General features: G+C 59.6%; 16 protein-coding genes and 1 pseudogene. 9 read left to right on the forward strand and 8 right to left on the reverse strand.

The features are described 5' to 3' along the window. The first annotated feature begins 27 nt into the window (after nucleotides 1–27). The 7 genes from BM160_RS19125 to BM160_RS19155 are packed head-to-tail and all read left to right on the forward strand — an operon-like array spanning nucleotide 28 to nucleotide 9,052. Nucleotides 28–1,206, forward strand: coding sequence for a TIGR03088 family PEP-CTERM/XrtA system glycosyltransferase (locus BM160_RS19125; protein ID WP_092007764.1), 1,179 nt, complete (start codon nucleotides 28–30; stop codon nucleotides 1,204–1,206). A 5-nt stretch (nucleotides 1,207–1,211) separates the two neighbouring features. Continuing rightward, a complete protein-coding gene (locus BM160_RS19130; protein WP_092007765.1) occupies nucleotides 1,212–3,152 on the forward strand; it encodes an XrtA/PEP-CTERM system amidotransferase in 1,941 nt (646 codons plus the stop codon). Between the two features lie 2 nt (nucleotides 3,153–3,154). Next, the gene (locus BM160_RS19135; protein WP_092007777.1) at nucleotides 3,155–4,357 is read left to right on the forward strand and encodes a TIGR04063 family PEP-CTERM/XrtA system glycosyltransferase; all 1,203 of its coding nucleotides are present in this window, start codon (nucleotides 3,155–3,157) and stop codon (nucleotides 4,355–4,357) included. Beyond that, complete coding sequence (locus tag BM160_RS19140) at nucleotides 4,354–5,448, forward strand: glycosyltransferase family 4 protein (RefSeq protein WP_092007766.1); 1,095 nt, start codon at nucleotides 4,354–4,356, stop codon at nucleotides 5,446–5,448. The genes BM160_RS19135 and BM160_RS19140 overlap by 4 nt, the downstream gene beginning before the upstream one ends. 15 nt (nucleotides 5,449–5,463) lie before the next feature. Continuing rightward, nucleotides 5,464–6,807 (forward strand): phenylacetate--CoA ligase family protein, encoded by a 1,344-nt coding sequence (locus BM160_RS19145; protein ID WP_092007767.1) that lies wholly within the window; start codon nucleotides 5,464–5,466, stop codon nucleotides 6,805–6,807. Further along, the gene (locus BM160_RS19150) at nucleotides 6,800–8,104 is read left to right on the forward strand and encodes a putative O-glycosylation ligase, exosortase A system-associated (RefSeq protein WP_092007768.1); all 1,305 of its coding nucleotides are present in this window, start codon (nucleotides 6,800–6,802) and stop codon (nucleotides 8,102–8,104) included. The genes BM160_RS19145 and BM160_RS19150 overlap by 8 nt, the downstream gene beginning before the upstream one ends. A 3-nt stretch (nucleotides 8,105–8,107) precedes the next feature. After that, the gene (locus tag BM160_RS19155) at nucleotides 8,108–9,052 is read left to right on the forward strand and encodes a polysaccharide deacetylase family protein (protein ID WP_092007769.1); all 945 of its coding nucleotides are present in this window, start codon (nucleotides 8,108–8,110) and stop codon (nucleotides 9,050–9,052) included. Between the two features lie 136 nt (nucleotides 9,053–9,188). Here the strand turns inward: BM160_RS19155 and BM160_RS19160 are convergent, their stop codons facing one another. The 8 genes from BM160_RS19160 to BM160_RS19195 form a co-directional block, all read right to left on the reverse strand. After that, the gene (locus BM160_RS19160; protein ID WP_092007770.1) at nucleotides 9,189–9,440 is read right to left on the reverse strand and encodes a hypothetical protein; all 252 of its coding nucleotides are present in this window, start codon (nucleotides 9,438–9,440) and stop codon (nucleotides 9,189–9,191) included. 9 nt (nucleotides 9,441–9,449) lie between these two features. After that, complete coding sequence (gene tnpB / locus BM160_RS19165; protein ID WP_143093290.1) at nucleotides 9,450–9,797, reverse strand: IS66 family insertion sequence element accessory protein TnpB; 348 nt, start codon at nucleotides 9,795–9,797, stop codon at nucleotides 9,450–9,452. After that, nucleotides 9,764–10,180 (reverse strand): IS66-like element accessory protein TnpA, encoded by a 417-nt coding sequence (locus tag BM160_RS19170; protein WP_255369006.1) that lies wholly within the window; start codon nucleotides 10,178–10,180, stop codon nucleotides 9,764–9,766. The genes tnpB and BM160_RS19170 overlap by 34 nt, the downstream gene beginning before the upstream one ends. Before the next feature lie 501 nt (nucleotides 10,181–10,681). After that, nucleotides 10,682–10,897: a hypothetical protein gene (locus tag BM160_RS19175; protein ID WP_092007771.1), complete on the reverse strand. Its 216-nt coding sequence runs from the start codon at nucleotides 10,895–10,897 to the stop codon at nucleotides 10,682–10,684. A gap of 404 nt (nucleotides 10,898–11,301) precedes the next feature. Further along, nucleotides 11,302–11,508: an MBOAT family O-acyltransferase gene (locus BM160_RS19180; RefSeq protein WP_143093291.1), complete on the reverse strand. Its 207-nt coding sequence runs from the start codon at nucleotides 11,506–11,508 to the stop codon at nucleotides 11,302–11,304. Nucleotides 11,509–11,517: 9 nt separating this feature from the next. Beyond that, nucleotides 11,518–11,745, reverse strand: a complete 228-nt coding sequence (locus tag BM160_RS19185; RefSeq protein ID WP_092007773.1) for a hypothetical protein — start codon at nucleotides 11,743–11,745, stop codon at nucleotides 11,518–11,520. 301 nt (nucleotides 11,746–12,046) lie between these two features. Next, on the reverse strand, nucleotides 12,047–13,612 hold the full coding sequence (locus tag BM160_RS19190; RefSeq protein ID WP_255369007.1) for an asparagine synthetase B family protein: 1,566 nt from the start codon (nucleotides 13,610–13,612) through the stop codon (nucleotides 12,047–12,049). Nucleotides 13,613–13,624: 12 nt separating this feature from the next. Further along, a complete protein-coding gene (locus BM160_RS19195) occupies nucleotides 13,625–14,713 on the reverse strand; it encodes a right-handed parallel beta-helix repeat-containing protein (protein WP_092007774.1) in 1,089 nt (362 codons plus the stop codon). Nucleotides 14,714–14,961: 248 nt separating this feature from the next. Here BM160_RS19195 and BM160_RS19200 point away from each other — a divergent pair, with 248 nt between their 5' ends. Further along, nucleotides 14,962–18,174, forward strand: a complete 3,213-nt coding sequence (locus BM160_RS19200) for a VanZ family protein (RefSeq protein WP_092007779.1) — start codon at nucleotides 14,962–14,964, stop codon at nucleotides 18,172–18,174. 263 nt (nucleotides 18,175–18,437) lie between these two features. Further along, nucleotides 18,438–19,539: pseudogene (locus BM160_RS19205) on the forward strand (IS3 family transposase). Nucleotides 19,540–19,571 lie beyond the last annotated feature (32 nt).

A 19,571-nucleotide genomic window follows, 5' to 3' on the forward strand; every position in this document is an offset into this window, starting at 1 on the left:
GAGCAATGCAATTTACAAAGGCTGTGCATGCAAGGTGACACTCGTCCGCTTGTACTTCATGTGATGTACCGCTTTGACACCGGCGGACTGGAGAATGGCATTGTCAACCTGATCAATCACATGCCTTCTGATGCCTATCGGCACGCCGTGCTGGCGCTGACCGAGGTTACTGATTTCAGTCAGCGCATTCAACGCCAAGATGTTGAATTCATCTCCTTGCACAAGCGACCGGGCCACGGCGTCTGGAAGTATCCCAAACTATTCAAGTTGTTCCGCCAATTGCGGCCTACCATCGTGCACAGCCGCAACCTCGCGGCACTCGAGGTACAAGTTCCTGCCTGGGCCGCTGGCGTGCCGGTTCGCATTCATGGTGAACATGGCCGTGACGTGGAGGATCTGGACGGCAGCAATGTCACCTACCAGCGCGTTCGCCGTTTTTACAGACCATTCGTTCAGCACTACATGGCCCTGTCGCGCGATCTGACCGACTACCTGGTGGACAAGGTGCATGTTTCGCCAGAACACATCACCCAGGCCTACAACGGCGTCGATACCGATCGCTTCAGTCCGGCACCCTATGGGCCGCAACCCATCGCGGGCTGTCCCTTCAATCCGGCGCAACACTGGCTAGTGGGTACCGTAGGGCGCATGCAGTCAGTGAAAGACCAGCTCATGCTGGCGCATGCGTTTGTTCAGGCCATCATTTTGGACTCCAAGCTGCGGCAGGGCATGCGCCTGGTCATGGTGGGGGAAGGGCCTTTGCGTGCGCAAGCGCAAGCCGTGCTCGACGCCGCAGGCCTGGGTGCGCTGGCCTGGCTGCCCGGCGAGCGAAGTGATGTGGCGGACATTCTGCGCGGTCTGCATGTCTTTACCCTGCCGTCGCTGGCCGAGGGCATCTCCAACACGATTCTGGAGGCCATGGCCAGCGCTTTGCCGGTCGTTGCCACCGCTGTCGGTGGCAACGCCGACTTGGTGTTGCACGGGCAAACCGGTTATATCGTTCCTCCTACCGACCCGCAGGCCATGGCCCTTCGGCTGGTGGAGCTTGCTTCCCATCCTGAGAGCGCGCGCAGCCTGGGCCGGACGGGTCGCCAGCGTGTGCAAGCGACGTTCAGCATGCAGGCCATGGTGTCCACCTACCAGCGTGTGTACGACCAGTCGCTGCGTCGCCAAATGACCTCCCTTTCCATCCCTCAAAAAAGCTGAACACCATGTGCGGCATCACCGGCATCTTTGACACCCGCGGCGGCAGTGATATTAGCCGGGCCGTCCTCCAGCGCATGAACGATTCGCAGCTGCACCGCGGTCCCGACGAGGGCAGTCTGCACATCGAGCCTGGCGTGGGCCTGGGCCATCGGCGCCTGTCAATCATCGACATTGCCACCGGGCAGCAGCCACTGTTCAATGAAGACGGCTCGGTGGTTGTCGTCTTCAATGGTGAAATCTATAACTACCAGCAGCTCATCCTCGAGTTGCAGGCACTCGGCCACGTGTTTCATACCAGGAGCGACACCGAGGTCATCGTCCACGCGTGGGAATCCTGGGGGGCCGACTGCGTCAAGCGCTTTCGCGGCATGTTCGCCTTCGCGCTGTGGGACCGGAACCAGCAAACCTTTTTCATGGCGCGCGACCGCATGGGTGTCAAGCCCATGTACTACGCGCTGCTCGACGACGGCACCCTGCTGTTTGGCTCCGAGCTCAAGTCCATCCTGGCGCACGGCGGTCTGCGACGCGATATCGACCCGCTGGCGGTAGAAGAATACTTTGCGCTGGGCTACGTCGCCGAGCCACGTACGATCTTCAAGCAGGCCCAAAAACTCTCGCCCGCCCACAGTCTCACCATTCGCCGCGGCCAGCCCCTGGTTGAACCCGTGGCGTATTGGGATGTCAGGTTCAGCCTTGACAACCCCATCTCAGAAACCGATGCCCAGGCAGAACTGGTGCTGCGTCTCAAGGAGTCCGTGCGTTTACGCATGATTGCCGAGGTCCCACTCGGCGCTTTCCTGTCGGGGGGAGTGGACAGCAGCGCGGTGGTTGCCGTCATGGCCGGCTTGTCGTCCGAGCCTGTCAACACCTGCTCCATCGGCTTTGACGATCCGGCCTTCAACGAATCCGCCTTTGCCCAGAAGGTGGCCAACCGTTACCGCACCAACCACCGCCTTGAAGTCGTCAAGAGTGACGATTTCGACCTTATTGACACGCTAGCCCGCTTGTATGACGAGCCCTATGCGGACAGTTCCGCCATCCCCACCTACCGGGTCTGCCAGTTGGCGCGTAAACATGTCACCGTAGCCCTGTCGGGCGATGGTGGCGACGAAGCCATGGGTGGCTACCGACGCTATCGCATGCACCTGATGGAAGATCGCATGCGCTCCGCGCTGCCCCAGGGGATGCGTGGCTCGCTGTTCGGAACGCTGGGCAAGCTTTACCCCAAGGCCGACTGGGCGCCGCGCATGTTTCGCGCCAAGACCACGTTTGAGGGGCTGGCCCGCAGTTCGGTTGAGGCCTACTTTCACACCGTTTCCATCCTGCGCGGCCCTATGCGTGAGGCTCTGTTCAGCCAAAGTTTCAGAACCGAACTCGCTGGCTACAACGCGCAGGAGGTGTTCAAGCGCCACGCTGCCCGGGCGGGCACCGACGACCCGCTGGCCTTCATTCAGTACCTGGACCTTAAAACCTACCTAGTCGGCGACATCAACACCAAGGTGGACCGCGCCAGCATGGCGCATTCCCTCGAAGTGCGTGAACCGCTGATGGACCATGAACTGGTCGAATGGCTCGCCACCCTGCCATCCAGCCACAAGATCAATGGTCAGGAGGGCAAGCACATCTTCAAAAAGTCGATGGAGCCCTACCTGCCGAACGACGTGCTGTACCGGCCAAAAATGGGATTTGCTGTGCCGCTTGCGCGTTGGTTTCGTGGCCCCCTGAAACAGCGCGTGCGCGACGCGGTGCTGGGCGAGCGGCTGGTTTCCACCGGATGGTTCAATCCCGCTTATTTGCGGCATCTGGTCGACGCCCATCAGTCCGGTGCCAGCGACCATAGCGCGCCGCTGTGGACACTGCTGATGTTTGAAGCCTTCTTGCGCCAAGTGGTCGATACTCCCGTGGCGGAGGTTGATGTCGCTGCAGTCGCGGAGGCCGTCCCATGAGTCTGCGCATTCTCCATGTGCTGGACCACTCCATTCCGCTGCACAGCGGCTACACCTTTCGCACCCTTTCAATTTTGCGCGAGCAGCGCAAGCTCGGCTGGGACACCCATCACCTCACCAGCTCCAAGCAAATCAATTGCAAGGAGCAGGAGGAGAATGTCGACGGCTGGCATTTCTACCGTACCCCGGCCGCGTCCGTCAGCCCGTTGCCCGGCGTCGGTGAATTTGCCCTCATGCGCCAGCTGGAACACCGTCTGCTACAGGTGGCCAGGCAGCTACGGCCTGACATCATTCACGCTCATTCCCCGGTGCTGAACGCTTTGCCTGCGCTGCGTGTGGGTAAGCGCCTGGGCATTCCGGTGGTGTATGAAGTGCGCGCTTTTTGGGAGGATGCCGCGGTTGATCACGGCACTACCTCCGAGGGCAGCCTGCGCTATGACCTGACCCGCTGGCTTGAAACCCGGACGCTCAAGCGCGTCCAGCATGTGTTCACCATTTGCGAAGGTCTGCGTAGCGACATTGTGGCCCGCGGTATCCACGCCACCAGAGTCACGGTCATCCCCAATGCGGTTGATATCGACTCGTTTGAGCCCGGCGGCCAGCCCGATGCCGCGCTCAAAACCCGGCTCGGCCTGGATGGCGCCAGTGTGATCGGTTTCATCGGTTCGTTTTACGCCTACGAGGGGCTGGACCTGCTGCTGGACGCCTTACCCAGCATTCTGATTCAGCGGCCGGAGGTGCGCGTGCTTCTTGTAGGCGGTGGTCCACAAGAAGACGCTCTCAAGGCCCAGGCGCAGCGTCTGGGTGTGGCCGATACGGTCGTCTTTACCGGCCGCGTGCCGCATGCCGACGTGCAGCGTTATTACGACCTGGTGGACGTGCTGGCCTACCCGCGTCGCTCCATGCGCCTAACCGAACTGGTCACCCCACTCAAGCCGCTGGAGGCCATGGCCCAGGGCCGTTTACTGGTCGCCTCCGACGTCGGTGGCCACAAGGAGTTGATTCGTCATGGCGAGACCGGCATGTTGTTTAAGGCCGGCAGTACTGAGGCGCTGACGCAAGCCGTGGTCAGTCTCTTTGCGGATCAAGCATGCTGGCCAGCCATGCGCGAAGCAGGGCGTCAATTTGTGGAGGACGAACGCAACTGGACTGCCAGTGTGTCCAACTATGCCCGGGTCTATGCTTCGTTGGCGGAAATACTATGACATTGCCCGGCCTTTCTGGACTGCGCATCGGCCTGATTGGTCCGTTACCGCCTCCTTCAGGCGGCATGGCCAACCAGACCCGGCAACTGGCCGAGTTGTTAACTGCAGCGGGTGCCACCGTCATCACTGTGCAGGTCAATGCCCCGTATTGGCCGCACTGGGTGGCCCGCGTGCCTGTGTTGCGTTCGGTGTTCAGACTTATGCCTTATCTGGCGACGCTTTGCCGTACGGCGGGGCAGGTGGATATTTTTCACATCATGGCTAACTCCGGCTGGTCGTGGCATTTGTTTGCCGCCCCTGCCGTCTGGGCAGCGCGCAGCCGCGGCATCGCTGCGGTTGTGAACTACCGGGGTGGCGAGGCCGCCGAGTTTCTGCTGCGCGCCGGGGCTTTGGTTCGCTTCACCATGCGCCAGACCAGCTCCTTGGTGGTGCCGTCGGGTTTTTTGCAGAGAGTCTTCGCCCGGTCTGGCATGTCTGCCGGCATTGTTCCCAACATCATCGACCTCAGTCGTTTTCGTTCCCGTGAGTTGGTTCGCTCGGGTACGGCTCATTTACTGGTAGCGCGAAACCTGGAGCCACTGTATGACAATCTGACCGCCATTCGGGCATTTCAGAAGGTAAAAGCAAGCTTTCCGCAAGCCCGCCTGACCATTGCCGGTAGCGGCCCCGATGAGCCAGGCCTGCGCCAGTCTGTTCAGGAGATGGGGCTGACGGATGCCGTGCAGTTCACCGGCCGTCTTGAGTGCGATGCGATGGCCATGCTCTACCGCACGGCAGACCTCATGCTCAACCCAAGCCTGGCCGACAACATGCCCAACTCCGTGCTGGAAGCCTGGGCCAGCGGTGTGCCTGTGGTCAGCACCAATGTAGGCGGCATTCCCGACCTGGCGCAGCATGGGGTGACCGCTTCCCTGGTACCCCCTGCGGACCCGGCTGCTATGGCTGAGGCATGCGTGGCTCTGTTATCCGACGAGGCGCTCTGGCAACAACGCGCACAGGCTGGACTGCAGGAGGCACAACGCTACACTTGGTTTTTCGTCCAGCCCGTGCTCGCCAGGGTTTACAGGCAGGCCATCGCGCTAACCCGCTGACCAACCGGATCTGACATGGCTTTGTACACGTCGTTCGTCTCCAGGTTATTGTTTCCTGTGCATGAGCGCTTCAAGCGCCACAACACGGTGGCTCTGCGGCGCCAGATGGAAGAGGTCCAGTGGTGGCCCGCTGATCGCCTCGCGGCATTCCAGTTGCAGCGGCTGCGCGATCTCCTGCAAGACGCGGCCGCCCATGTGCCGTATTACCGTGACCTGTTCGCACGGCTAGGGTTTGATGCCGCCAGTATTAAAAGCACCGCTGACCTTCAGCGCCTGCCGTTCCTCACCAAACCCGTCATCCGCGCCAATACCGACGCGCTCAGGCATGCCCAAGCACAGGGCTTGGCGCGCTTCAACACCGGTGGTTCGTCCGGTGAACCCCTGGTCTTTTTCATTGGAAAAAAACGCGTCAGCCATGACGTAGCCGCCAAGTGGCGCGCCACCCGCTGGTGGGGTGTCGACATAGGCGACCCGGAAATCGTGGTCTGGGGCTCACCGATCGAACTGGCCAAGCAGGATCACTTCAAGCACTGGCGCGACAAACTGCTGCGCACCCAGTTGTTGCCGGCGTTCGAGATGTCCGAGACCAAACTCGATCAGTTCATTTCCACCATCCGCAGCGTCAAGCCTCGTATGCTGTTTGGCTACCCTTCGGCCCTGACTCATATTGCCCGACATGCCGAAAAACGGGGGGTGAGCATGACAGACCTGGGTATCAAGGTGGCCTTTGTTACCTCCGAGCGCCTGTACGACGAGCAGCGCAACACGATCAGCAAGGTGTTTGGCTGTAGGGTAGCAAATGGTTATGGTGGGCGAGACGCAGGTTTTATTGCCCACGAATGCCCCGCAGGCAGCATGCACCTGACGGCCGATGACACCGTGGTGGAGATCGTCAACGACGCCGGGCAAGTTCAGCCCCCCGGAGTGGCTGGAGAAATCGTCGTCACACACCTGTCTACCAATGACTTCCCTTTCATCCGTTACCGCACGGGTGACATCGGCGTGCTGGGCGCCACGCGCTGCAGTTGTGGCCGTGGTTTGCCGCTGCTGCAAGACATTCAGGGCCGCAGCACCGATTTTGTGACGGCCGCAGACGGCACTGTCATGCATGGCCTGTCGCTCATCTACATTCTGCGTGACCTGCCAGGTGTGAATGCGTTCAAGGTCGTTCAGGAGTCACAGGAACTTATCCGGGTGTTGCTGGTGACAGAGGAAGGTTTTGCGCCCGATGGCGCAGCGAAAATCATTAGCGGGTTCAGACAGCGCCTGGGAGCTGACGTGTCAGTGAATGTCGAGTTCGTAGATAACATCCCTGCCGAGAAATCCGGCAAATTCAGGTACATCATCAGCCATGCGTGACGTCCTCGTCATCGCCATTGTTTTATTGGGCGCCCTAGCTGCGCTGCGCCGGCCCTGGGTAGGCATCATGCTATGGACTTGGCTCAGCATCATGAACCCGCACCGTTACACATGGGGCTTGGCTTATGACGCGCCCTTGGCTGCGATCACTGTGGCCGCTACCCTGCTGGGCGTACTCATGACAAAAGAGAGTGAATCGCCCTTCAGGGCGAGCCCCGTCACCTGGCTGGTGTTGTTCATGCTCTGGATGACGTTGTCCTGGCGGGCAGGCATTGAACCAGTGGAGGACTACGCGCAATGGAAGAAGGTCATGAAAATTGACGTCATGATTTTGCTGGCCCTGGCGGTGCTCAATAGCAAGCAACACATATTCGCGTTGATGTGGGTTTGCGCCGGTTCGCTGGCCCTGTTGGGCATCAAGGGTGGGATTTTTACGCTTACATCGGGTGGTGACTTCCACGTGTTGGGCCCACCCGGCTCATTCATTGAAGATAACAACGAATTTGCGGTCGCCCTGGTGATGACCATCCCCTTGCTCAGGTTCCTGCAGCTTCAACTCGGCAAATCATGGGTGCGTTATGGCATGACGGCCGCGATGGTTCTGTGTGTCGCATCGGCTCTGGGGTCCCAATCCCGCGGGGCGTTATTGGCAATGGGAGTGATGGGGCTTTATTTTTGGTGGCACAGTAAAAACAAACTGGGCATCAGCGTGGCAATTTTGCTGTTCGTCATTCCACTCGTTATGTTCATGCCCGAGTCGTGGGACGCACGCATGGCCACCATTGGTTCCTACGAACAGGACGCGTCCGCCATGGGCCGCATCAGCGCCTGGTGGAGTGCCTGGAACAGCGCCTTTCATTACCCGTTTGGCGCAGGTTTCAACTCGGCGCGCCAGGAGCTGTTTGACTTGTACTCGCCGTACCACGACTTAGCACGCGCGGCTCACAGCATTTATTTCCAGGTACTGGGCAATCATGGCTTCGGTGGGCTGTTTTTATTTCTGGGCTTATTCGTAGCGACCTGGCGTTCGGCCGGCTGGCTGAGGCGGCAGAAATTTTCTGTGCCAGAGGCCTTGTGGTGCAACCAGCTTGGTGCCATGAGCCAAGTGGCGCTGGTCGCCTATGCGGTTGGCGGTGCGTTTTTGAGCCTTGCCTATTTTGACCTGCCTTACGACATCATGGTCATGGTGGTTCTGACGCGGGTTTGGGTTGAAAAGAAGGGCTGGCAAACGGAGCCTGTCTATGTGCCGGGCTGGAAGACCATTCCTGGCCTGGCCACTTCAGCGAAATCGGATTGAATCATGCTGAAGCAATTCCTGGGGTGGGCATCCCCCGCAGGCGCAAAAGCCCGCCTGTCTGTGCTGATCTTTCATCGGGTGTTGCCTGAACCCGATTTGTTGTTTCCTGGCGAGATGCATGCGCGCCGGTTTGCCGAGGTGTGTGGCTGGCTCAGGTCATGGTTTAACGTGTTGCCGCTGGATCAGGCTGTTATGCAGCTGAAGGCAGGGACGCTGCCGGCGCGGGCCGCCTGCATCACTTTTGACGACGGTTATGTGGATAATTTCCAGGTGGCCCTGCCCATACTGCAGCAGCATGGACTTGCTGCTACGTTTTTTATCGCCACCGGTTTTCTCGATGGCGGCCGCATGTGGAACGACACCCTGATCGAGACGGTAAGAGGCAGCACCGCCGCACGGCTCGATTGTTCTTCGCTCGGGCTGGGGCAGTATCCGCTAACGACTCTGGCTGAGAAGCAGGCAACTATTGCGCTACTGATCGATAAGATCAAATACCGCGCGCGGGCTCAGCGTGTCAGTCTGACGGAGCAGATCGCTGGCCTGGCCAGGGTGGCGCTGCCATCGGACCTGATGATGAGCTCGCCACAGCTCAAGGCCATGCGCCAGGCCGGTATGCAGATCGGCGCGCACACGGTGTCTCACCCCATCCTGGCCTCGCTCACCGACGCCCAAGCACGCCAGGAAATCAGTGACAGCAAGCGCTTTCTCGAAAAACTGCTCGGCGAGCGCGTAGGGCTGTTTGCCTACCCCAACGGCAAGCCGGGTGAAGACTACTCACCCCAAACAGTGGCGGTGGTGCGCAGTCTCGATTTTGATGCCGCGCTCAGCACCGCGTGGGGTGCCTCGCGTCAAAATGATGAGCCGTTGGAACTGCGGCGTTTTACCCCATGGGACAAGACCCGCCTTCGTTTCGGTGCCCGAATGCTGGCCAACCTGCGCAGCGCATGATCAGGAACCCGGTTTTTGTTGGGTTAAGCATTAAATTGGCCTCTAGCCCTTTCTGTATGGGCGTGAGTAGCTATATGAATGGTAGTAAGCCGAAGCCGCCGGCCATCGCATCCGCCGCAGGCCGCCGGCCTTTTGCCTAAGGCTCGCGCTGAGCATTCGCCGCCGCTGCTGTGACCAGCTTCACGCCCAGGGGGTTGAAGTGGCCGTTATAAGGGCCAATGTCCAGGCTCAGGTTCGAGCGGGCGAAATGGGCCTTGAAGAGCGGCTCGGTGTCGACCACGACAGCACCTGCGGTGCCGTCAGCGCCATGAAGCGCGTGCGTGATGGGTCGGGCATCGATTGACCGTAAGCGCGCGGCGATTCCATATTGACCGCTGTCAGCGGTCATGGTTATTGCTCAGACAGTGATGAGCTGCCAGTGATATGGCAGTAACTCCTCAACCCGGCTGGCTTTGTGCGTGGGCAGCCGTGTCAGGACACCACCGGCTGCAGGCCAGATGAACTTGCCTTGGTGCAACCGGCGAGCAGCCAGCCAGATGCCGATGCCATCGTGCACCAGCACCTTGATGCGGTTGGCGCGCTTGTTGGCAAACAGGTAGGCGTGGTGGGGGTGGGCGGCGCCGAAGACGTCGATCACCCGGGCCAGCGCTGTGTCGGTGCCAGCGCGCATGTCCAGCGGCGCAGTGGCCAGCCAGGCTGCATCGATGCGGATCACCGCAGCAAGTCCCGCAGCACTTGCGCGCATTGGGCCGCCGCCGCCAGCGGCCAGTACACGGTCACCGTGCCACCAGCGCGCGTGAGTTCAATGCGGATGCTCTCTGCGGCGACGCTTTGGCTGGCGAGCGGCGCATCGAGCTTTGTCGGCCAGGGGTCTGCATCAACCATCGGTGACGGCTGCAACTGCAGCGGCACGAAGGCGGTGGCCCCCTGCTGCAAATCGGCCAGCATCTGGCTTTGGCGCGCCTCGCGCATCCATCGGTGCACCATGTTCGGGTTGATGCCGTAGCCCAGTGCGATCCCGGCAACCGACGCGCCTGGCTGCCTGCATTGATCCAGCACCGAGGCCTTGAACTCTGCGCTGTACTCGCGCCGCCGGGGGCGCGTCACTGTCGACACTTGATCCATCATCTCCACGATCTCCTTCGTGGGGACGATGCCCGTTCATGTCTATCGATTCAAGATGGGATCACCGCGTGCTTACGATTGACCTTGCGACAGCGCGCTCCTGTTGCTGTCAATCACAATCACCAGGCGTCCCGTCGTGTACGGTTTGGTGCGTTGGAAGAAAGTGGCCGTCACGACGTCCACATAAGGCGCGGCGGCAGGGGGCGCTGTGAGCCCGCCATCGATCTGGGCGGGCGATGCTGCGGCGATCGCTTGCCGCGGACCGATCGCCTGACTCCAGAGTGCATATTCCGGCTCTTCTGATCAGCAATTCCGACGCCATGCGCATGCTGAACGGTACTCATGATTGGCGTTGAGGTTTTGCCTTCATTTTTTACCTTCGGGTACCGACATCCGCGCCCCACGGATCACCCATCGATCCATCGGTTGCTTTTCGAGGCGTGGCGCGAAGGTGGCCCCGTCCAGGCAGGGCCCATTGATATTGCCGGAGCCGCACAGGGACTGCTAGACATCGCCACGCTCCATCAGCACCACGAAATCGCGCACGCCAAAATGCGTATGCGCAAAGCGGATGCGCTCGGCATAGTCGACCAGGGCGGTGCCGGGGTTGCCCATGGCAGACACGGGGCGCGTGCCTAGCGCGCGTTCAAGCTGCGCGCCGGGTCGGTCCGGGGCGGCGAGCATGGAAGCCTCGACAAAACTGTCACCGATCAAGGCCACTGTCTTGTCGTTCTACGCAAAATCGTGGTCGGCAACGTAACCCCGGTTGTTGGATTCAAGCCGCTGCGCGTTGCGCAAGTCCCATCCGGTCGACGTGGTCCAGTGATGATGGGGCGGGTAGCTCAGAATGAGCGGGTCGATTTAATAGCCCGTCTCTGTCGACGTGGAGACCGGCAGCAGCCGGAAAATAACTTCCAGCAGCAGAAAGCCGGCCATGCCCGCCAAGCACCGGAAAAGCTTTTCGGCATCTCAGAAGTTGAAGTAGATAAAAGCACTGATCGAATCACGGGTGATGTTCATCAGTAGCAAAAACGCCACTGCGGCAGTGCTGGCGCCCGCGATCAGGAGGGCGTAGGGGGTCGCGCCAGCGGCAGCGGCGCAGCAGGTACTCGCCGATGGTGTTGCTATTGGGCATCTGCCAGCACCACCTTCTTGAACATTCCCAGGGCAAAGATGGCCAGTCCCGCGCTGAAGTTGCCGCTGTTGAAGCGATAGGTCGCCGCGTCCCTGAACTGCGGCATCATCTGCGCATGGTGCAGCACCGGACCGGCGATCAGGTGCTGGAAATACGAGACGAACAGGCCGTAATGCACAAACCGGTATTCCCGTATGCCCTTGCGCTAGGCGTCGGCCAGAAAGGCAATTTGCGTGAAGCTGAAAAAGGAGATGCCAATGGGCAGGATCACGCGGCCTATGTTCCAGCTTGACCCGGTTGCCGTGTTGAAGTTGTCCAGAAAAAAGTTGGCGTACTTGAAGTAGCCCAGTAGCGTGAGGTTGGCTGCGACACCAAAAACCATCCATCCTTTGGCCTGCCTGCGCTTGCGCTCATCGTCGGCACTGGCCAGCAAGGAAATTTTTTGCCCACCAGAAAATTGCCGGTAATCGAGGCCAGCAAGAGCAGGGTGAACTCCGGCATCCAGTAGCCCTAGACAAACATTGACGCCACAAATAACCAGAGCGCCGCCGCCGGATGACTGAAGCGCCCAAGGCAAAAAAAACCGATCAGGATGGTCGGTAAAAAAAAAGCAGATGAAGGCGGCGCTTGTGAACAGTACGGTGCGTTGGTTTTTTAAGAATCAAGCATGAAACAGGCCTTCAGCCCTTATCTATGGGTGCGGAAAGCTACTTACTCGATAGCATATCCAGGCCTCAAGCGGGCACGCTGAAACTCGGCGCCTTGGCCGCCAGCCACTGCTCAAGCATCATCAGGATCCACACCATCTCGCCAAAGTAGGCAGGATGCTCGGGCAGTCGCTGCGTCAGCAGGGTTTGCACAAAATCAGTGCGCACCACGCCGCGCCGGGCCAGGCTGTGCAGCGAGTCGGTGGCCAGGGCCTTCAAAGCCGGATGCGTGTTGGCCCACACGCCAAAAGGCAGGCCAAAACCCTGTTTCTTTTTGGCGATGGTCTGGTCGGGCAGGAAGCCGCGCAGCGCTTCCTTGAAGAACCAGCGCAGTTTCAGCCCATTGAGCTTGTAGTCGGTGGGCAGCTTGAGCGAAAAGTCCAGCAGCCGCTGGTCCAGCATCGGAAAGCCCACCGCCAGCCCGGCGCAGCCGGTGGCGCCCAGCACCTTGGGCAAATCGCTTTCGGCCAGGGTAAAGCGCCAGTCGTAGGCCAGCTCCCGGTTCAGGGCGCTGGCCTGCTGCGGCGCTTGCCACACACGGCGCTGCAAGGCCAGCGGCGCGGTCGTGTCGATCTGCGCCATGAGCTGCGGCGTGAGCACTTCGCTGGCGCCCAGGCGGATGATGAGGTTGTACATCTGCATGCGGTCGGGCATGGGCACGCGGGCCTGCTCGACATAGCTGCCCGCCTTGCGCGTCAGCGTCAGCGCCTGCGCCGCGCGCCCGCCCAGCAGCGGCTCCATCAGTCCTTTTTGAAGCAGGCCCGGCACATGCCCATACCAGCCAAACACCCGCTGCTTGGCGTAGCGGCTGTTGCCGCCAAACAGCTCGTCGCCGCCGTCGCCCGCCAGTATCTTGCTGACGCCATCTTCGCGCGCCATCGTGGCGCAGTAGTAAGAGGGCAGGGCCGAGGAGTTGCCAAAAGGTTGGTCGAAATACGCGGCCACGGCCGGGATGCTGCGCACCAGATCCTCGGGCGTGACGTAGTACTCGTGATGCTCGGTCTTGAAGTGTCTGGCCGCCAGGCGCGCGTATTCGATCTCGTCGTAGCCCTGCGCGTGAAAGCCGATCGAGTATGAGGCAGCCGCCTTGCCGCTGGCCAGGCCGATCATGCCGGCCACGGTCGAGCTGTCGGTGCCGCCGCTCAGGAAGCAGGCCGGCTTGCTGCCGTCAAGCTGGGCCGCCACGGCCTGCTGCAGCAGTTGCCGGAACTCATCCTTCAAGGCGGAAAACGAGGGCTTGCGCTGTTCCTCGAAGCGCGGCTGCCAGTAGGGCGTCACCGTGAGCTGGCCGTTTCCCATCGCCGCGCGGTGCCCGGGCGGCAGTCGGTAGATGTCTTTGTAAATAGTGCGCGGCGACGGGATGGCGTGAAAGTACAGGTAGTCAAAAATCGCCTGCGGGTCGATTTCGGTGCTGGCATCGGCGAGTTCATCGGCACGCGCTGCAAAACGCAGCTGGCCGCCGTCCACGCGGTAGCATAGGGAGTGGATGCCGAACCGGTCCACCTTCAGGGCGTTGGGCTCATCGGCCCAACGCAAGCCCATGCCAGGGGCCAGGTCGGTCAAGGGCATCAGGTCGCCAACATCATCGCTCATGAGTCTTTGGTCCTAGTCCGGCAGAGAAGCTGCCTTGCGCGGCACGGGCGCTGTCATTGCTGTCAGTGGATTATGCGTGGAATCGATCGGTGGTCTACCTGCGTCGCGCAGGTCAATAGGAATGTTGTCGTGGTACTCGCCGGGGCCGGCTGACTCCAGCGTGCCGTGGCCGGCTAGCCGGTTGTTCACGGCGCGTATGGCGTCGGCCCCGGGCGCCACCCGCAAGAACACGCCACTGAGCGGCAGCGGGTTCACCAGTGTGTTGTTTTCCAGGTCGATCTCGTTGCGGGGCCATTTGTAGCCTTCGGCGCCAAACGAGATCAGGGTCTGGTTCTCCGTCGTCGTGCTTTGCGCAATGGTGTTGCCCGCCACATAGGCCATGCCGCCATTCGGAAACTCCAGCTTGTAGCTGGCCGTGCCGCCGGCGCCGTCGACCAGCCGGTTGTTGACGATGCGGCTCACGGCCGCGCGGCTCTTGAGCAGATGGCCGATGTGCGCATGATGAAAATAGCTGCCCGTCACCGTCAGCTGCGCAATCCGCCCCACGTACAGGTTGTGGTTGTGCCCGTCGGGGCGCTGGTTGTAGGCAAAATGGCTGTCTTCGATGTCCAGCACGGTGGCGGGGTCGTTGTTGGTGAGCAGCCCCATTTCGTTGTACATGAAGCGGCAGTTGCGCACCAGCAGTGAACCGCTCTCCAGCCGGATGCCCGCGCCATTGCGGTCGGGCACCGCCGCACCTTCGAAGTCAAAGCCGTCCACACCCATGCCGTGCGCGCGCACCACCCAGATGCCCTTGCCTTCCGCCGCCGCGCCTTGGGCTAGCAGGCGCACGCGCCCACCCACGGCGCGCAGCGTGATGTTGTCCTGCGTCCACACGGCAACATCTCCCGCGTAGGTGCCAGAATCTACATCAATAGTGGTTCCAGCCCTTTCCAGCCGTGCGGTGTCAGCTATTGTTTTTATAGCTTGATGGGGGCCTGCATGGATGACCTGCGGAGCAGGCCCGGCGGTGTCGGCGCGCGCGGTGCCCGGCAGCGCACTCATCAGGAAGAGCAGCGCCAGCGAGGTCCCTGTTTGAGTGAGCAGGCGCCGGGCGATCATGTCGGGCGCCTTTCGGTGGCTAACAGGCAATTTACGCGGGTAGTATTGGCGGCATGACAACCAAAGTCTTGCCATCGCGAACCGGCATCATCACGAGCACGCACTCCACTCCATCGTGAAATCGCCCCTTCGGCTTTGTCTGGCATTTGTGGTTTAAGGCGGTCTGATTTCATTGCAGTTTGTCGATTGTCCGACTGACAATACTAGCCAAGCGTTTGACAACAATATCCTATGCCAGAACCTTGAACGTGAACAATAAATCGTCCACCCAATCAAGCGTGCCACTTTTCTTGTGGCTCGGCTATGTTCTTTTCGTTGCCTACGCCGGCCTGGTACCACTCCAATACCATGCCCGTTCGCTGGCCGACGCATGGGCTGCATTTCAAAAAATCCCATTTGTCGCATTAAGCGTCGACCTCCATGCCGACTTGATCGCCAATGGGACGCTCTTCGTTCCGGTCGCGTTTTTAACTACTTACCTGTTGACGCAAACTTTCAGAAAACCGCCCCTGCTGCTGTTGCTGTCCATTGCTGGTGCCTTTTCAGCGCTGCTGGCTGTGGCAGTTGAATTTGCCCAGCTTTTCTTTCCACCGCGCACAGTCAAGCTAAACGACATCCTGTCCGAATGGTTGGGCACCTTTGTGGGGCTCGCACTTTCCATCCGGTATCTGGATTGGTTCAACACACTGGTCAGATCATTTTGGAATGACCCGCAACGGTTGAAGTTGCGACTACTTGAGGGGTACGCCTTCGTTTACCTGGCTGTCGCGCTTTTTCCTTATGACATCTTGTCGTCGTGGCCGGAACTGCAGGCAAAAATTGATTCCAACGCGTGGGGTTGGCTGGTTGCGGGAGATTCCCCAAGGTTCATGGTCATCAGCCTTCACCTGCTTGCTGAAGTTGTGCTGACCGTACCGTTGGGCATATTGCTGGTTCGTATTTCGGGTTTAAGCGGCACCAGCTACCGGCACGCTGCGCTTGTAGGGACACTGTTAGGCGGTTTCATCGAAGTTGCGCAGTTTTTTTTGTACTCAGGTATCTCGCAGGGTTTATCAGTACTCTCAAGGGCGCTGGGTGTCTGTTGCGGCGTAGCGTTTTGCAAATACGGTGATCGGTGGACAGCTGACCACTTGGCCTTGATGCTGAGGCGCTACACGATTCCAGTCAGTGTGGTTTATCTGTTCGTGTTGCTGTACATCAACCGATGGTTTGCTTCAAGCTGGCATGGCTTGAACTTTGCTGCAACGCAATTGGCCCAAGTCAATTTCGTTCCTTTTTATTACCACTACTATGCCGGTGAAGCTCAGGCGCTGTTGAGCCTTTTGGTAGTTTGCCTCTCATACGTGCCCGTTGCCCTTTTTGCTTGGGCATATCGACGTTCATCCGGGTTTGCTGTTGTCGTGTCCTTATGGCTTTCCGCGGGCGTCGAAACCAGCAAACTCTTCTTGCAGCCAGCCCACCCCGATCCTACCAACCTGTTGCTCGCCTGCGCCGCAAGCTGGGTTACGGTGAGCCTCATGCGCCAACTTTTTCGGAAAGAACGAACGCCCGTTGACGCTGAGCCCCCAATAAAAACAAGCGGGCAGCGTTTACAGCCCTCGAAGGGAGTTCCTGTTTGGCTGCTCCTTTGTCTGGTAGCTACCGGGGTTTGGACGGCCACCTTTCCCGCCTTTCCTGTATTAGTATGCGTAGTGCTGGTTGCCTGCGCGGCCATCGTCTGGCATCGGCCCGTGTGGGTGTTTGCCATTATTCCTGCAGCGTTGCCGGTGTTTGATCTCGCGCCATGGAGCGGGCGCTTTTTTTTGGATGAATTTGATGCGCTCTTGTTGGTTTGCTTGGCTGTCGCCTACAGTCGAGTGCCGGTGTCGCCCGGCAGCCGATCACAGAAGGATGTCCTCTTTACCACGGCGGTTACCCTTCTCGCATTGAGTTTTGCCATCAGTGCCATGCGTGGCTTGCTGCCGTTTCAACTGCCTGATGCCAACTCCTTCAATAATTACTACAGCCCGTACAACGCACTGCGAATTGTCAAAGGCGTTTTTTGGGCATTCTTGACCTTTGGGCTATCAAGGCGATTTGCGGCCGAGCGACTTGATGCGCTTCGACCATTTGCGTGGGGTATGGCTTTGGGGCTCGCGCTGACGGTTACAGTCGTTTTGTGGGAACGAGTTGCGTTCAGCGGCCTTTTGAACTTCTCCGACACTTATCGCGTTACGGGACCGATCTCGGCCATGCAAACTGGAGGCGCATACATTGAGTGCTTTCTTGCGGTAGCGACGCCTTTTTTGATTGCTCTCATGCTTGAGAAACGACACTGGCTGGTCGGGCTCGCAGGCGCCTTGCTCCTGGTGGCCACCACCTACGCACTGATGGTCACCTTTTCCCGAGGCGGCTACTTGTCATACGCGGTTGCCGTTTCTATTGTGCTTGTGGCAGCGATGCTCAAAACGAAGCGACTTGTTCGAAGCGGTTGCATTTTTGCTGGAATGGCTGGCGCAATACTCTTGATAGCCGTGCCAATTTTCAATGACGAGTTCGCGCAATCGCGTATGGCCACTGTAAGCGCCGACCTTGCGGTGCGTCAGGAGCATTGGAGAGATTCACTCAATATTCGCAATCCCGACTGGGAGACCTCACTGTTTGGTATGGGGATCGGCCGTTTTCCTGAAACGAGCTTTTGGCGCAGCGCCGTCAACCCGAGATCGGGCACCTATGGGTTGCAACGCGAAGCGGGCAATACTTATTTGCGCCTGGGCTCGGGGGACCCTATTTTCGTCGACCAATTGGTATCCATTGAACCGGGGCAAAAGTACGTGCTGAAGCTCGATGTGCGCCCCAGTCGCCCAGACGCTAGGATTTCAATCCCCATTTGTGAGAAGTGGATGTTGACCTCTCACGACTGCATCCGACAGTCTATCGAGCTGGGTAAACAGTTTGGCGCCTGGCGTCGTGTCGAATCGTCGTTCACGGCACAAGAGCTTTCCATCAGACCCTGGTACAGCCGAAGACCTGTCAAGCTCTCGCTTTATTACGACGTACCCAACTCGACCATCGATATTGACCACGTGCGCCTTGAGTCCGCGAATGGCACCAACTTGCTGCGCAATGGCGACTTTTCCCATGGGCTGGATTACTGGTTTTTTAACAGTGAGAGCCACCTCCAATGGCATGTCAAGAGTCTCTTCTACGGTGTGCTCTTTGACCAGGGCTGGTTCGGGCTGGTGGCAATGAGCGCTTTTTTAATCCTGGCATGGGGCGGGGCCGCCAGAAGCGCCTTTAGCAGCAACAGTATTGCCGGAGCCTCACTTGCCGCGCTAAGCGGCTTTTTGGTCGTGGGGCTCACCGACACCTTGATAGATTCGCCGCGCTTCTTGCTGTTGCTCTTCCTTCTTGCCTGGGCCTGCTACCAGTCGGCGCCGCCGCCAGATGACGACATGGTGTCGAAAAATGCAGTGGCTTGACGAACGGCTGCATCCTCCAGGGCATGGCGGCCCGGCCGCGCCAGTGATCACGACCGCAATGATCGGCGGCAAATTAAGACGCATGGCTTGGAGGTTCGATGACCGCAGAAGGGATCGATTTTTTTCCGCCGAACGTCTCGGTGCGGGTCATCGACCAGCAGCAAAAAGACACGGTTGTCGCCATAAAATTTGAGAAGATGACCTGCCCGGTTTCTCCGAGACACTAATTTCTAGGAAGATGGCTCCCATCCGAAGAGGAGCTCATGAAAAAGAGTCGATTCACAGAAGAGAAAATGGTCACGATCCTGCGTGAAGCGGATCGCACCACGGTGGCCGAAGCCGCCAAGAAACACAAGGTCAGCGAGGCCACCATCTATGCCTGGCGCAAGCACTTCGGACAGATGGAGGCGGCCGATGTCAAACGGCTCAAGACCCTGGAGCTTGAAAACAGCCGTCTCAAGAAGCTGCTGGCGGAAGCGGCGCTGGACATCGAGATCCTCAAGGAGATCAACGCATAAAAATGGTGAGCCCGCAGGGCCGGCGTGAGCAACTGGCCTGCGTGCGCGCACGGGGCTTGAGTCTGCGCCGGGCCTGCGGGCTGATCGGTATGTCGCGTGCCACGCCAAGCTACCAGTTGCGCCTGCCAGCCAAGGATGCCCCGGTGCTCGCGGCGATGAAGGCGCTTTCGGCGCAATATCCCCGCTATGGTTACGCCGTATCCGCGTGTTTCTACGTCGCCAGGGCTTGGAGCTGAGTTGGTCACGCACGCATCGCCTGTGGCGCCAGGCGGGCCTGCTGGTGCCCAGAAAGCGTTCGCGCAAACGCATCTCGTCGGTGCGACCACGCATCCACACGCCGTTCAAAGCCAACATGGTCTGGGCCTATGACTTCGTCTTCGACACCACGGCCAGCGGCCAGCAGATCAAGTGCTTGACGGTCGTGGACGAGTTCACACGGGAATGCCTGGCCATCGATGTGGCTGGGGCCATTCGCTCTACGCGGGTGATCGAGGTGCTTTCGCGGCTCGTCAGCCTGCACGGTGCGCCACTGTTCATGCGTTCGGACAACGGGCCGGAGTTCGTCAGCCAGGCCATCTTGGAGTGGATATCGAGCTGCGGCATCGCCACCGTGCTGAACGACCCCGGCAAACCCAGGCAGAACGGCACCGACGAGAGCTTCAACGGAAAGTTTCGCGACGAGTGCTTGTCGCTGGAGTGGTTCCGCTCACGCCGCGAAGCCGTCGTTCTGATCGAATCCTGGCGCATTCACTACAACGAGCTCCGTCCACACAGCAGTCTGCAATACTTGACCCCGGCGGAGTTCAAGCAGCAACTTCGCCAAGACCTGCAACCTGCCGTCTTCTAGTTATAAATGTCTCGATTAAACCGAGCAGGTCA

The organism is Polaromonas sp. OV174 (assembly GCF_900112285.1).
Classification (GTDB): Bacteria; Pseudomonadota; Gammaproteobacteria; order Burkholderiales; family Burkholderiaceae_C; genus Polaromonas.

Bases quoted from the DNA above. Each gene is read 5' to 3' on its own strand.
- BM160_RS19125 (WP_092007764.1), top strand. From the start codon at position 28: ATGCAAGGTGACACTCGTCCGCTTGTACTTCATGTGATGTACCGCTTT.
- BM160_RS19130 (WP_092007765.1), top strand. From the start codon at position 1,212: ATGTGCGGCATCACCGGCATCTTTGACACCCGCGGCGGCAGTGATATT.
- BM160_RS19140 (WP_092007766.1), top strand. From the start codon at position 4,354: ATGACATTGCCCGGCCTTTCTGGACTGCGCATCGGCCTGATTGGTCCG.
- BM160_RS19145 (WP_092007767.1), top strand. From the start codon at position 5,464: ATGGCTTTGTACACGTCGTTCGTCTCCAGGTTATTGTTTCCTGTGCAT.
- BM160_RS19150 (WP_092007768.1), top strand. From the start codon at position 6,800: ATGCGTGACGTCCTCGTCATCGCCATTGTTTTATTGGGCGCCCTAGCT.
- BM160_RS19155 (WP_092007769.1), top strand. From the start codon at position 8,108: ATGCTGAAGCAATTCCTGGGGTGGGCATCCCCCGCAGGCGCAAAAGCC.
- BM160_RS19160 (WP_092007770.1), bottom strand. From the start codon at position 9,440: ATGACCGCTGACAGCGGTCAATATGGAATCGCCGCGCGCTTACGGTCA.
- tnpB (WP_143093290.1), bottom strand. From the start codon at position 9,797: ATGCGCGCAAGTGCTGCGGGACTTGCTGCGGTGATCCGCATCGATGCA.
- BM160_RS19170 (WP_255369006.1), bottom strand. From the start codon at position 10,180: ATGATGGATCAAGTGTCGACAGTGACGCGCCCCCGGCGGCGCGAGTAC.
- BM160_RS19190 (WP_255369007.1), bottom strand. From the start codon at position 13,612: ATGAGCGATGATGTTGGCGACCTGATGCCCTTGACCGACCTGGCCCCT.
- BM160_RS19195 (WP_092007774.1), bottom strand. From the start codon at position 14,713: ATGATCGCCCGGCGCCTGCTCACTCAAACAGGGACCTCGCTGGCGCTG.